Here is a 13,043-nt window from a genome sequence, read left to right as displayed (position 1 = left end):
TACATGTTCCAACCCGTTGCACGTACCTCGGCCTCCGGCGCAGTCTTCGACCAGATTTCGGTGAAAGTGCTGGCCGGAGAGCTGGCTGCGGGTGAGGCACTACCCAGCGAGCGCAAACTCGCCGAGGCATTCGGTGTCTCGCGGCCCGCAGTCCGCGAGGCAATTCAGAAGCTCGCCCAGGCCGGACTCGTCGAGGTCCGCCAGGGCGAGTCCACGTCGGTGCGCGATTTTCGACGCCAGGCCGGACCCGAACTTCTCCCCCAGCTGCTGGTGCGCGACGGCGTCCCCGACCTGAGCGTGGTGCGCAGCGTGCTGGAAACTCGCGAGTTGATGGGACCGCAGATCGCTGTGCTGGCCGCCCGTCGCATCTCCGCGGAATCCGCCCGAGAACTCGACACGGCCGTTGATCAACTAGGCGCCACCGAAGATCCAGTGGAGTTGCAAGACCGGGCTCTGGCGTTCTGGGACGTCGTCGTCGACAGCGCAGATTCCATTGCCTTCCGTTTGATCTTCAACAGCCTTCGGGCTGCATACGAGCCGGCCATGACTGCACTTGCATCCGTCATGGTCACCGAAGTCGGCCAGACCGACCTGTATCGAAAACTGGCCTCCGCCATCACTTCACACGACGAGCCAACTGCCGAGGCGTCAGCCGCACAGCTCCTTCACACCGGCACGACGGCAATCGGCGACGCTCTCACCTTCCTGGAAGGACTGAAACCATGAGCAAGCCTCTTACTCTCGCCGATGCCGCACGGACGTTCCGCAAGTCACCGACGCCGTGGATGATCGGCACCATGCTGCTGGCCGCCGCAGCGGCGCGCATCTCGTTGGGCGACTGGCAGATCACCGACGCACTGGTTCCACTCGTGATGCTTGCCGCATTCCCCTTCGTGGAGTGGGTTATTCACGTGTTCGTTCTCCATTGGAAGCCGCGGACCGTTGCCGGCATCACCCTCGATTCACGCCTGGCGCGCAGCCATCGGGAGCACCATTTCGCCCCGCGAACCGTCTCACTCATCTTCATTCCGTGGCAGACACTCCTGATCGTGATTCCTGTCCTGACGGCCGTCGCCCTCCTGGCATTTCCCCGCGTCGAACTCGGCCTGACGTTCCTGACCTGCATTTCCGTCCTCGGCCTCGGCTACGAGTGGACCCATTTCCTCATCCACAGTGACTACAAGCCGAAAACTGCTCTCTACCGGTCGGTTTGGCGCAACCATCGCAACCATCACTTCAAGAACGAACACTACTGGTTCACCGTCACCACCGCGGGAACGGCCGATCGCGTACTGGGCACGTATCCCGACCCCAAATCCGTCGAGACCTCCCCGACAGCCAAGAACCTGCACGGCGCAGCGTCCAAGCTGTGAAGGAAGACCGATTCCTGGCCCCCAGCTGGCAATGAACTTGAACTTGCCTGTGTATCAGCAATTTTCGTTGAAACTCGTCAGAACCGTGCTTAGTGTCGATGGAGTCAGAAGTTCGAAAAACGCTGTAACCGAAGGACACAACACATGTTCAACGATGTATTCAACAACGTCATCCACCCGATGGTCACGAACTTCCAGCAGTTGGGCCCCCAGCAGTTCATTCCGCAGCAGTTCATCCCACAGGGAGTGTTCCAGCAGGCGCCGCAGGCAGCAGAGCAGGCAGTGACGATCTTCGGTAGCTGATACCGCAATCCACAGATAGCGCCACTCAGGGGTCGTCCGTCCAATATGCTGGACGGACGACCTGAGTGCCTCCGCCTGACAAGGATCCCCATGACCGCGAACACCCCCATCCACGCTTTCACCGACGACGCCCTGGGCGACCTCGACGCCACCGGCGTCGCCGCCCGGATCGAATCAGGCGAGGTGACCGCACGGGAAGTCATGGAGGCATCAATCGCCCGCGCCGAGGCAGTGCAGGGGCAATTGAACGGTCTGGCCTGCACTGATTTCGATCGTGCCCTCGCCAGGAGCAACCGGCCCGCCAAGGGCGTCTTTGCCGGTGTCCCCACCGCGATCAAGGACAACACCGACAGCGCCGGCCTTCCCACCCAGCAGGGCAGTACCGCCTTCACCGCGATCCCCGCCAAAGCCGACAGCGATTTCGCGAAGCAGTTCCTCTCCACCGGGGCCATTTCGATCGGCAAGACCCGACTGCCCGAGTTCGGGTTCAGTGCGTCCACCGAATACATGACGGAAGAACCCGTGCACAACCCGTGGAATCCGGCGTACTCGTCGGGCGCTTCCTCGGGAGGCGCAGCCGCGCTTGTTGCTGCCGGCGTACTCCCGATCGCGCACGCCAACGACGGCGGTGGATCGATTCGCATTCCCGCCGCTGCCTGCGGACTCGTCGGACTCAAACCCACTCGCGGACGCACCATCGCCGATCCGGCCGACAAGTCGATGCCGATCCGGTTGATCGCCCAGGGCGCCGTTACTCGGACTGTTCGCGACACTGCACGATGGATGTCTGCGGCTGAGAACTACTACCGCAATCCGCGACTCGCACCGGTTCGCTTGATCGAAGGACCCAGCTCAACCCGCCTGCGCGTCGGCGTGATCGCCGATTCCGTCACCGTCACCAAGACGGACGACGAGACGCGCAAGTCCGTCGAAGCTACGGCCGAACTCCTTGCAAGCCTTGGCCATCATGTCGAGGACGCAGCACTGCCCGTCGGCCCCGAATTCATCGACGACTTCAGCATTTACTGGGGCTTTCTGTCGTTTGCCATCTCCACCGGTGGCAAACAAATGCTCGGACCCGACTTCGACAAGTCCGGTACCGACAATCTCACCAAGGGCCTCTACACGCTGTACCGGAAGAACCTGGTGAAGACGCCGCGCGTGCTCTATCGTCTGCGACGGCTCCAGCAGCAGTACAGCGCCATGTTCTTGAAGTACGACGTCGTGCTCTCGCCGGCCCTGGGGCACACCACCCCCGAGCTGGGATACCTCTCTCCCGCTCAGCCTTTCGAGGAACTCTTCGACAAGCTGATCGCGTACACATCGTTCACGCCACTGAACAACATCTCCGGAGGTCCCGCGATTTCGCTACCGATGCATCAGACCAGCAATGGTTTGCCGTTGGCTGCGCATTTCTCCGCCGATCTCGGCGACGAGCGCACGCTCCTCGAATTGGCCTTCGAACTGGAAGAGGCTCAGCCCTGGAGAAGAATCCAGGACTGAGCCTCGCCGGTAAATACCCTCAGTCTCGCGGCAATCCGAGCATGCGCTCACCGATCACGTTGAGCTGCACCTCGGTTGTGCCGCCGTAAATGGTGGTGGCGCGGCCCGAAATGAGCTGCTCCATCGCCTTGTCGCTTGGCTGACCTGGGATGCTGACCGCTCCGGCAGCACCCAGTTCGGCGACGACGAACTCGGCGATCGACTGGCTGATCTTCATCGCCAACAGCTTGCCGACGCTCGACGTCGTACTCACGTCGATCCCCGAAAGTTGCTTGAGCACAACGCGGGAGCCGATGAGGTCGATGGCCTGGCTCTCGGCAACCAGCTCGCCGACACGGTAGCGTCCGATCGGGCTCAGGTCTGCCGACTTCGCGAACTTCAGCAGATCGGAGTCCGAGGCGTACGCCTCCATCTTCTGGCTCAGTGCGACGCGCTCGCCGGCCAGCGTCGTCCGGGCGACGTTCCACCCGTCGTTGACCTCACCGACCACGTTCTCGTCGGGGATGAACACGTCGTCGAGGAACACCTCGTTGAACAGCGCCGAGCCCGTCATCTCACGCAGCGGGCGGACGGTGATGCCCGGTGTCGACATATCGAGCACGAAGTAGGTGATGCCCTGATGCTTCGGCTTGCCGGCGTCCGTACGGGCGATCAGCATCGCCCAGTCGGAGAACTGAGCAACCGTGGTCCAGATCTTCTGACCGGTGATCTTCCAACCGCCGTCGACCTTTTCGGCCTTCGTCGACAGTGATGCGAGGTCGGAACCAGCACCGGGCTCACTGAAGAGCTGGCACCACACCAGCTCACCCTGCAGGGTCGGTACTGCCAATTCCTGCTTCTGCTTGTCCGAACCATGCGCTACGACGGCCTGCACGGCCCAGGTGCCCATCAGGAGCTGCGGCATCGAGATACCCGCAGCCTTGATCTCCTGGGAGATGACGATCTGCTCGAGCGGAGCGGCGCTGCGCCCGTACGGCTTCGGCAGGTGAGGCTGAACCCAGCCGCCGTCGCCGAGCGCGATCAGCTGGTCGTCCTCGTCGAGCTCGACCAACTTGGCAAGCTCGGCCGCGATGCCGCCGCGGATCTCCTCTGCCTCCGGCGGCAGTTCGAGAACCGAAGCCCGGCTGACACCGTCAAGTGCTTGCTGCGCAACACGATTGGCTCGATCCTCGCGGGTGCCGAGAATGCCGCGGATCGAGAGCGCGCGGCGGTAGTACAGGTGTGCGTCGTGCTCCCACGTGAATCCGATGCCGCCGTGAACCTGCACGCAGTCCTGCGCTACCTGCACTGCGGCGTCCGGCACGATGACTGCGGCGATGTCGGCGGCAAAATCTGCCGTGTCGTCGCCCTTGTCCAATGCGCTTGCCGCATCCCACACAACGGCGCGTGCCTGCTCGAGCGCAATGCCCATCTGCGCACACTTGTGCTTGACGCCCTGGAACTGGCCGATGGGTCGCCCGAACTGCACACGGGTCTTGGCGTACTCCGACGCAGTGGAAACACACCAGGACATGACGCCGACGTCTTCGGCGCCGAGAACGACTGCGGCAATGGACCGTACCCGCGCCTCGGTGAGACCGTCGAGTACCCGTTCGGCGCTGATCTGAGCATTGTCAGCTTCGATCCGCGCACTACCGCGCAGCACGTCGATGCTGTCCTGCACGGTGATCGCGACTGCGCTGCTCTCGAGCACCGCGTAGCGAACGCCCTCGGGCAACTGGATCGGAACCAGAAGTACGTCGGCGTGCTCACCACCGAGCACACCGTCGAGTGCGCCCGTGATCTTGTACCCACCGTCCGACGACTCGGCCGCCAACGGTGCACCCAAGGCGACTGCTGCCGTACGACTTCCGTCGATCAGACCGGGCAGGAACTCGGGTCCCGCCTTGGAATCGGCGACACCGAGAACGGCACTTGCCAATACCGTCGGAACGAACGGGCCGGGAGAGACTGTGCGGCCCAATGCTTCCAGTGCCACCGCCAAGGTCAGCAGGCCGGCGCCGTGACCACCTTGCTCTTCCGGAACCGCGAGCCCAAGAAGGTCCTGCCCGACGAGTGCCGTCCAGAACTGGGGGAACTTGTCCTCGGTCCGCGACTCCACGGCCGCGCGTACCTGCTCGGTGGTGATGGTGCGCTCGGCGAAGGAGCGCACCGAATCTGCAAGCGCGGTGTGCTCCTCACTCAGCCCGAGGCCGAGTTCGTATGCGTTGCGTGCCATGCGCTTACAGTCGTTCTGCGAGGTCAGCGGTGGTCCAGGGACCCTCGCTCTCGATGGTGTTCACACCGTGCCAGCCGGCGAGTTCCGTGATGGCCCCACCCTGAACGGCATACACCTTGCCGGTGAGCTTGCAGTCCGCCGCCGCGAGATAGGCCACGAGCGGCGAGATGTTGGACGGCGCAAACGCGTCGAACTCACCCTCGGGGACCTCGGCCGCGAAGAGCGCACCCATACCGGGTGTCGCCAGCGTCAGTCGAGTACGCGCGATCGGCGCAATTGCGTTGACGCGCACGCCGTATCGATCGAGCTCGTCAGCGGCCACCAACGTCAGGGCTGCGATGCCCGCCTTGGCGGCGCCGTAGTTGCCCTGGCCCGCATTGGGCATGAAGGTACCCGAAGCCGAAGCAGTGTTGATGACCGAAGCGTTGACGGTCTCGCCTGCCTTGCTCTGGTCCTTCCAGTATGCGGCAGCGTGGTGCAGTGTCGCTGCGTGCCCTTTGAGGTGCACGGCAATGACTGCGTCCCACTGGCTCTCGTCCATACCCGCGATGAAGGCGTCACGAAGAATGCCGGCGTTGTTGACCAGGACGTCGAGTCGGCCGAACTCACTGACGGCCTGCTTGACGAGGCCCTCGGCACCGTCCCAGGTGGCGATGTTGTCGGTGTTGGCAACGGCCTTGCCGCCTGCGGCAACGATCTCGTCGACTACCTGCTGCGCGGGGCCGGCATCTGCACCGGAACCGTCGTTTGCGCCGCCGAGGTCGTTGACCACGACGCTCGCACCCTCACGAGCGAAGAGCAGCGCATGCTCACGGCCGATGCCGCGTCCTGCTCCGGTGATGATCGCTACGCGACCGTCGAGACTTCCCATCAGTTCAAATTCCCATCAGTTCAGTTGTCGGACATGAAGACTCATTTGTCGGCGATGACCGCGAGGCCGTCCTTGATGACCAGGTCACCGACCGCGCTGGTTTCGTACGAGTACGACGTGGCTCCGTCTGCCGAACCCGACTTGTAGAACACCGTCTCGATGTCCTGGGTCGGGAGCACAGGCTTCGCGAATCGCACTGCGAGACGGCGCAACCGCTCGGTCTCGCCGCCTGCCAGTTCGGTCAGGGCTCCCCACGACGTGAACGCCATCGTGCACAGTCCGTGGTTGATGATTCCGGGGAGCCCGGACATCCGAGCGATCTCCTCGTCAAGGTGGATCGGCATCGGATCGCCGGAAGCCGGTGAGTACCGGAACGTCTGGTCCTCGTCGATGTGCTGATTCACCACCGCTGCGGGACTACCAGCGCGAAGAGCGTCGTCGAATCGGTGTTCGGGAGCCTTCTCGCCCAGTCCGGGGCCCGCGTCGACCTTGCGGAAGAACGCTGTCATCCATTGCTCGTTGACCAATTCACCCTTGTCGGTTTTGGTTTCGACGTAGATGACTACGGTGGACCCGTTGTCCCGGCCCTCGAATCCGATGGGCTTGGCGCGAGCGACCAGATGGTCGCCAGGGTAGATCGGACGGTGGAACAGGAAGTCCTGCTCACCGTGAACGAGCTTCATCAGCAGTTCGACCGGCGCCACCGACAGCGCAGCGGGTGCCATCGACATGAAGACGGGTACCACCGCGAAGACCGGCGGAGCGATCTCACCTTTCAGGTGTCGCTCGATGGGGTCGTTTGTGGCAGCGGCATATTCGGCGATGCGCTCGGCTGTCACCTCGAAGTGCTCCGGATCGGTCCATACGTCCAGCCCGGACGTATCGAATTCGACCGCGTTGGTCTTCGGTGTCGTCATCGAGCCGTTACCCGACCAGCTCGGCGAACTTGGCCAGCGAGGCCTCGAGATCAGCCTTGGCGTTCTTGGCAACTGCCTTGCCGATCGGCCCGACGATCATGGTGCCCTTGAAGCTGGCGTCGACGGTTGCCTTCGAACCCGCACCGTCGGCCTCGACCGAGAGAACGAATTCGACGGTGACGCCGGCCATTCCGGTACCGGCAATCTTGACCATCTTCGGAACCTCGACCTCTTCGACGGTCCACTCGATCTTGTTGGCCATACCCATCACGGAGACGACCTCGGTGAACTTGGCGCCCAAAGCCACCTCGGTGGGGAGTTCACTCTTCCAGCCCTGGTGAATGGTGAGCCACTCTTCCCAGCGAGACAGATCGGAGAGCGCATCCCAGGTCTTCTCGGGGGATGCGGGCAGTACGGCGGAGACGGAAACGGAAGCCATGATGAAACTCCTAGTGGATAGCTAGCGGGTTGAGGGTGTGATTCAGCGTGCGTAGGGCTTGTATGCGGTCACGACAACTGCACCGCCGAGTCCGATGTTGTGCTGGAGGGCGACCTTCGCGCCGTCGACCTGACGCTTGTCCGCGGTTCCGCGGAGCTGCCAGGTGAGTTCGGCGCACTGCGCGAGGCCTGTTGCTCCGAGGGGGTGGCCCTTCGAGATGAGGCCGCCGGACGGGTTGACCACCCAGCGTCCGCCATAGGTGGTGTCGTCGGCGTCGACGAGCTTGCCGCCGTCACCTTCGGCGCACAGTCCAAGTGCCTCGTAGGTCAGCAACTCGTTAGTGGAGAAGCAGTCGTGGAGTTCGATGACGTCGACGTCGTCGGCGGTGATCCCGGCCTGGGCGTACACCTTCTCGGCGGCCTTGCGGGTCATGTCTGCGCCGACGAGGCTGATGGCGCTCTTGTCCTCGAAAGTGCTGTTCATATCGGTGACCATGGCCTGCCCGACGATCTCGATCGCCTGAGCAGCGAGGCCGTGCTTCTCGACGAATGCTTCGCTGGCGATGATCGCCGCACCGGATCCGTCCGAGGTGGGCGAGCACTGGAGCTTGGTGAGCGGCCCGTGGATCTGGCGTGCTTCGAGGATCTGCTCGAGGGTGTACTCGTCCTGGAACTGGGCGTACGGGTTGTTCAGCGAGTGCTTGTGGTTCTTGACGGCGATCTTCGCGAACTGCTCGGCAGTGGTTCCGAAGCGTTCCATGTGCTCGACGCCGGCCGCGCCGAACATGTACGGAGCGGGCGGCATCGCGAACTCCTGCAGCTCGGCGAGAGCGAGGAGGTGCCGCATGAGGGGCTGTTCGCGGTCGTCGTAGGTGGATCCGAGCGACCCGGATTGCATCTTCTCGAAGCCCAGCGCGAGTGCGCAGTCGGCCTGACCACTCTTGACCGCCTGCGTGGCGAGGTAGAGCGCGGTCGATCCCGTCGAACAGTTGTTGTTCACGTTGACGATGGGGATACCTGTCAGACCGAGCTCGTAGACAGCGCGCTGACCTGCGGTGGACTCGCCGTAGACGTAGCCGACGTATGCCTGCTCGACCTCGGTGTAGTCGATACCCGCGTCTTCGAGCGCCTTGGTACCCGACTCGCGTGCCATGTCGGGGTAGTCCCACTCGCGGGCTCCCGGCTTCTCGAACTTCGTCATGCCGACGCCGACGACAAAAACCCTGTTACTCATTGCCACTCCTGAAGAGAACGGTATCTGTGTGTGACACGCTGTCCCACCAAAGTATGTGAGACATCTTGTCCAGTCAATGGCGGGGTGAGTATCGTTCGATTTATGACAAAAACAGCCGAGTCGGCGCAGCCCGACGGGCGCAGCACTCGCTGGAACGATCACAAGGAGCAGCGCAAAGCGCGGATCCTCGACGCAGCACTCGATGCAGTCAACGAAGGTGGCGCCGACGTCGGCGTCCAGCAGATCGCCGAGCGCGCCGACGTCCCCCGTTCCGTTGTCTACCGGATCTTCAAGGATCGAGCCGACCTCGACGAGCAGCTGCGAGTCCGCATCCTCGAGATGATGATGACCGACCTGACCCCCACCCTCACTCCACAAGGCACCGTCGGCGAGGCCATCTCACGGGCCGTCGAGACCTACCTCCAGTACATTGTGAAATATCCACGACTGCACCACTTTTTAGGCAAGGGCTCGCCGAGTACGCGGGCCACCGGTTCGAAAGTGGTGACCGGAACCAAGACGGCAATCGCCGTCCAATTGGGAAATTTGTTGGGCACGATCCTCACCAGCCGTGGCAAACCGTCGAAGATGGCTGAGCCCTTGGCTTTCGGCGTCATCGGATTGGTCGACGTCAGCGTCAACCGTTGGCTCAGCCAGCCGGGTTCCGATGTGACCAGCGCAGAATTGGCCGAGTTCCTCGAACGCTCCATCTGGCAGGTTCTCGACGGCAACCTCCGGAGCATCGGCGTCGACATAACGCTGTCGACGCCGATCGCCGACCTGTGACAGTCACCGAACTACCCTGGACACTCGGCGGACGTGGACTTCAACTGGTCCAGGTTCCATCACTCGCCCTCCACGCACTTGGTGAAGACAACGCCACTCTTGCAATGGAACTCGCACCCGACCTCCTGACCCCGTATCTCCTCGGCGAAGAATGCCAGGGCTTGTGGCGCTACCGTAGCAAGCAGATAGCAGAGAATCCCCTCGACAGCTCGTGGATCACCCGCATCGCAGTCGATGCCCGCACCTCGACGCCGGTGGGGTTGGCCGGATTCCACGGTCGCCCCGATGCGCGCGGGATGGTGGAGGTCGGATATCGCATCGACCCGGCGTTCCGGCGCCAGGGCTACGCACGGGCCGCCCTCGAGATACTTCTCGACGTCGCGAGTCGCGAATCCGAAGTACACACCGTTCGAGCGACCATCAGTCCGGACAACATCGCATCACGAAATCTGATCAGCCAGTACAATTTTTGCGAAGTCGGTGAGCAGTGGGACGAGGAAGACGGTCTGGAGACCATCTTCGAAGTCAGATCCTCTCCGGAACCGTGACAGCCGTCAACCCGCTGGTTTTATCGGTCCAGTGAATGGCACGGTCCTCCAGCATCACCGGCGTCCACAACCTGTATGTCTTCACCTGATGGTGATGACGACACAGGCATTGGAGGTTGCTCGCAATGGTCCACCCACCGCGTCTCGGATCGGAAGGATCGAACTCGGTGATGTGGTCGAGTTGGCACCTGTTCGCGGGCACCGAACAACCAGGGAACCGGCAGTGACCGTCGACGGCCCGCACCAATGCGGCCAGAGCCGCTCCCGGAGCATAGGTCAGCGCGCCGGGAGGCGGATCGGGTTGGGTGCCATGCCCATCCGATCTTCGAACGATGTCCGGGGATCGCGCGACCAACCGTTGCATTGCCCGAATCCGATCCCCGCAGCCGTTCGGTTCGCGACTTGGGCGATCACGTCGGGTGACAAGCGGCGGGACAGTGGGAGCATGCTGCCGACGCGGTCGATTCCCCGCGGCCTGGGCGCGGAAATCGACGAACAAGGCCTGCCAGGTGGAATCAGCGGCGAGCTCGCGAGCAAAATCAGGATCGATCGGCCCGTATCCGTCGATGCTCGCGGGATCTGACGTCAATCCGAGGAGCGTCGCCAGATCACACACGATGTGCAACAACGGCTTCCGACGTGAGGATGCAGTCGATCGAGCTGCTGTGGATGCTGCCTCGCACGTTTCGCTGCCACACTGACAAGTCAGCCCCTGTTCGCCGTGCAGCAGAGCGACCAGTGCGTCGGCCCTACGGGTCGAGACATTTCGTGGATCGTGGTTGCAGACGCTTCCGGCGGCCTCGTTGATCAGGCCAAGCGCTTCGACGGCCTCGGTCGCGCTGAGTGTTGCCTGCAACTGGGCGAGTCCGTGACGGTCTGCTCGCGTGCGAACATCGCGGTGTTCCAGCATCTTCCGGCGACGTTCGGCGGCAGCATCCGGATCGTAGGCAAAGAGCTGGCGCTCGATGTCGCGCTCCAGTTGCCCGGGCGGAAGACGGTGCGCCGAGGCAAGTACCCGGCGCTCGAGTGCTGCGATCGCCTCGGGGTCGACCCCGGTGAGTCCGTCGACAATCTTGCGCACACGCGCATAGTCCAGCTCGCCGGCAGCGAAGGCGACCTTGGTGAGCGGAAGGAACTCCCGTAGGGCATCACCGATCTCGATGTGGACTTCGGCAGTACGACGCGAGCACGTGAGCATGACCGCGATCTCGTTGCATGCGATCCGCCACGCCTTGTCGACATCACCGGACACGTCGAGTTCGGCGTTGAATCTCGACTCCGACAACATGGATGCACCGAGCACCTTTTGCGCGGCTAGCATGTTCTCGCTCTGCGCCGTCGCAAAGAGCATGTCCGGCAACATGAGTGGATCGACGACAGGACGGCCGTCATCGACGACTGCCCCCACACCGCCCGTCGACCCGTTATCGAACATACATTCGACAATAAACCCACCCACCGACAAGAAAGCTAGAGTGCCGGTTTGTATCCCTTACCCTGCATCCACGCGAGCACATCCAACACCCGGATCGCCGGAATGGCATCGTCCAGTCCGGCCCGAACTCGCAAGTCGAGCAATCGCACGTGTAATTCTCCGTCGTGCAAGGCCTCTCGTACCGGTTCCAGATGGGCAGCCTTCGTTCCCAACTCCCGCCCGACGACGTCGTCGTAGATCGGGAAGAGTCGCGGACGCTTGCGCGCGATCAGTTTGGACGCCATGGTTCGCCCGACGCCGTGAATCTCTCGAAGCGCCGTCTCCAACCGCCACACCGGGGATTCCGGAGTGAAGGGATCGGGTTCGTTCGACAGATCGCGATCCGGGCCCACGTCCGCCAGGAGTCGGTTCAGTTCGGCATTGTTCTCCCCGAGCAGGAAGAAGGCTCCTTGCGCCGGAACCTGAACCGACAGAAGAGTCACCGCAACAAGATCTTCCGCGGTGAAGATGTTCGCATCACGATCGCGATTGCCACTGGGATCCCAGGAATCCCACAACGCACCGGTTCGGAGATAACCGGTCTTTCGGAGCGGCCTCGTGAAATATTCCTGCAGCACGTCGACCGCGCCGTCATCGTCCCCGTCTCGCAGCACACGCGGGAGTCGGATGGGCAACTGATCAAGCATGGTCGAGCGACCTTTCCAGTACATATTTGGCGAACCCGGCGTTGTGATACTGCCGAAATGGGCCCTTGCCCTTGGCAACAAGATGCTCCGCGAGCGGACGAACCGTCGTCATGTCGACGGGCAGTTGAGCAAACTGTTCCAACGCATCCGAGTCCTCGAGACTGCAGTCGATCACGGTCCCGTCGCCGTCGGCGGACGCCAACTCGGTGCGTCTGATGGCGACCAGATCGTGCTTGGCGTCGAGTTCTTCGATGCTGCAGCCGGTTCGCGATTCCAGTGCCGAACTGGATACGTACACGGACATGACGTGCTCGATCGGCTTACCGCCGACCAGATGGCACTCGACGCTCAGAATCTCCATCGGACCGATATTGAGCGTGAACAAGCGATGGCGCTCCGCCGATCGGTTGGTCGACGGCAGGCAACTGATCGTCCACTGTTCGATCTCGACGGCGGCCGGAGCGTCGAACGCGTAGGAGAGAACCTCGGCAATCAGTTCGGCAAGATCTTCGAAGAGAGGGTCGCGCTGCAACCGCTCGAAATTCTCGACAGAAGCGGCGGGACGCACAGGCGCCTTGCTCACGCAGGTCCCCTCTCGTCCGGTGCTTTGCTCTCAGACCTCGCGTCCAAGGTACCCAGCCCTACGCGGGTCTCGCGCGTTCGCCCTCACATACACCCTCGCGTTATGGTTCTCGACACGTACCACCGCCTTACCGATCGCTAACTCGAGG

At 62.7% G+C, this 13,043-nt stretch carries 14 protein-coding genes; 6 read left to right on the top strand and 8 right to left on the bottom strand.

Going from position 1 to position 13,043, the window contains the following annotated elements; translation table 11 throughout:
* Positions 1 to 3 precede the first annotated feature (3 nt).
* From ACVZUB_RS00850 to ACVZUB_RS00835, 4 genes are all read left to right on the top strand, one after another.
* The gene (locus ACVZUB_RS00850; RefSeq protein ID WP_482628074.1) at positions 4 to 726 is read left to right on the top strand and encodes a FadR/GntR family transcriptional regulator; all 723 of its coding nucleotides are present in this window, start codon (positions 4 to 6) and stop codon (positions 724 to 726) included.
* A complete protein-coding gene (locus tag ACVZUB_RS00845) occupies positions 723 to 1,373 on the top strand; it encodes a sterol desaturase family protein (protein WP_482628073.1) in 651 nt (216 codons plus the stop codon). Before ACVZUB_RS00850 ends, ACVZUB_RS00845 begins: the two co-directional genes overlap by 4 nt.
* A 144-nt stretch (positions 1,374 to 1,517) precedes the next feature.
* Positions 1,518 to 1,676 (top strand): hypothetical protein, encoded by a 159-nt coding sequence (locus ACVZUB_RS00840; protein WP_003944172.1) that lies wholly within the window; start codon positions 1,518 to 1,520, stop codon positions 1,674 to 1,676.
* A gap of 90 nt (positions 1,677 to 1,766) precedes the next feature.
* Positions 1,767 to 3,179 carry an amidase gene (locus tag ACVZUB_RS00835; protein WP_042453230.1) on the top strand — a complete coding sequence of 471 codons (1,413 nt, stop codon included), beginning with the start codon at positions 1,767 to 1,769 and terminating at the stop codon, positions 3,177 to 3,179.
* 19 nt (positions 3,180 to 3,198) lie between these two features.
* Here ACVZUB_RS00835 and ACVZUB_RS00830 read toward each other — a convergent pair whose 3' ends face one another.
* From ACVZUB_RS00830 to ACVZUB_RS00810, 5 genes are read right to left on the bottom strand one after another with little or no spacing between them, the layout of a single operon-like run.
* Positions 3,199 to 5,397 carry an acyl-CoA dehydrogenase family protein gene (locus ACVZUB_RS00830; protein ID WP_482628072.1) on the bottom strand — a complete coding sequence of 733 codons (2,199 nt, stop codon included), beginning with the start codon at positions 5,395 to 5,397 and terminating at the stop codon, positions 3,199 to 3,201.
* Between the two features lie 4 nt (positions 5,398 to 5,401).
* Complete coding sequence (locus ACVZUB_RS00825; RefSeq protein WP_007735961.1) at positions 5,402 to 6,268, bottom strand: SDR family oxidoreductase; 867 nt, start codon at positions 6,266 to 6,268, stop codon at positions 5,402 to 5,404.
* A 41-nt stretch (positions 6,269 to 6,309) separates the two neighbouring features.
* The gene (locus tag ACVZUB_RS00820) at positions 6,310 to 7,185 is read right to left on the bottom strand and encodes a MaoC/PaaZ C-terminal domain-containing protein (RefSeq protein ID WP_019746344.1); all 876 of its coding nucleotides are present in this window, start codon (positions 7,183 to 7,185) and stop codon (positions 6,310 to 6,312) included.
* Between the two features lie 7 nt (positions 7,186 to 7,192).
* A complete protein-coding gene (locus ACVZUB_RS00815) occupies positions 7,193 to 7,624 on the bottom strand; it encodes a type II toxin-antitoxin system Rv0910 family toxin (RefSeq protein WP_003944139.1) in 432 nt (143 codons plus the stop codon).
* A 42-nt stretch (positions 7,625 to 7,666) separates the two neighbouring features.
* On the bottom strand, positions 7,667 to 8,857 hold the full coding sequence (locus ACVZUB_RS00810; protein WP_007735955.1) for a lipid-transfer protein: 1,191 nt from the start codon (positions 8,855 to 8,857) through the stop codon (positions 7,667 to 7,669).
* A gap of 102 nt (positions 8,858 to 8,959) precedes the next feature.
* On the opposite strand from ACVZUB_RS00810, the gene ACVZUB_RS00805 reads away from it, so the two are divergent.
* Both ACVZUB_RS00805 and ACVZUB_RS00800 read left to right on the top strand, forming a co-directional pair.
* The gene (locus ACVZUB_RS00805; protein ID WP_482628071.1) at positions 8,960 to 9,643 is read left to right on the top strand and encodes a TetR/AcrR family transcriptional regulator; all 684 of its coding nucleotides are present in this window, start codon (positions 8,960 to 8,962) and stop codon (positions 9,641 to 9,643) included.
* A complete protein-coding gene (locus tag ACVZUB_RS00800) occupies positions 9,640 to 10,191 on the top strand; it encodes a GNAT family N-acetyltransferase (RefSeq protein ID WP_064073615.1) in 552 nt (183 codons plus the stop codon). Before ACVZUB_RS00805 ends, ACVZUB_RS00800 begins: the two co-directional genes overlap by 4 nt.
* Here ACVZUB_RS00800 and ACVZUB_RS00795 read toward each other — a convergent pair.
* The 3 genes from ACVZUB_RS00795 to ACVZUB_RS00785 are packed head-to-tail and all read right to left on the bottom strand — an operon-like array spanning position 10,169 to position 12,895.
* Positions 10,169 to 11,626, bottom strand: a complete 1,458-nt coding sequence (locus ACVZUB_RS00795) for an HNH endonuclease signature motif containing protein (RefSeq protein ID WP_482628070.1) — start codon at positions 11,624 to 11,626, stop codon at positions 10,169 to 10,171. The genes ACVZUB_RS00800 and ACVZUB_RS00795 overlap by 23 nt on opposite strands.
* 35 nt (positions 11,627 to 11,661) lie before the next feature.
* Positions 11,662 to 12,312 (bottom strand): DUF6308 family protein, encoded by a 651-nt coding sequence (locus ACVZUB_RS00790; RefSeq protein ID WP_482628069.1) that lies wholly within the window; start codon positions 12,310 to 12,312, stop codon positions 11,662 to 11,664.
* A complete protein-coding gene (locus ACVZUB_RS00785) occupies positions 12,305 to 12,895 on the bottom strand; it encodes a hypothetical protein (protein WP_054188683.1) in 591 nt (196 codons plus the stop codon). Before ACVZUB_RS00785 ends, ACVZUB_RS00790 begins: the two co-directional genes overlap by 8 nt.
* Positions 12,896 to 13,043: the final 148 nt, after the last annotated feature.

The organism is Rhodococcus sp. OS5, assembly GCF_056837585.1.
The sequence above is the reverse complement of the archived record's forward strand: the minus strand, read 5'-3'. Positions and strand labels throughout refer to the sequence as shown.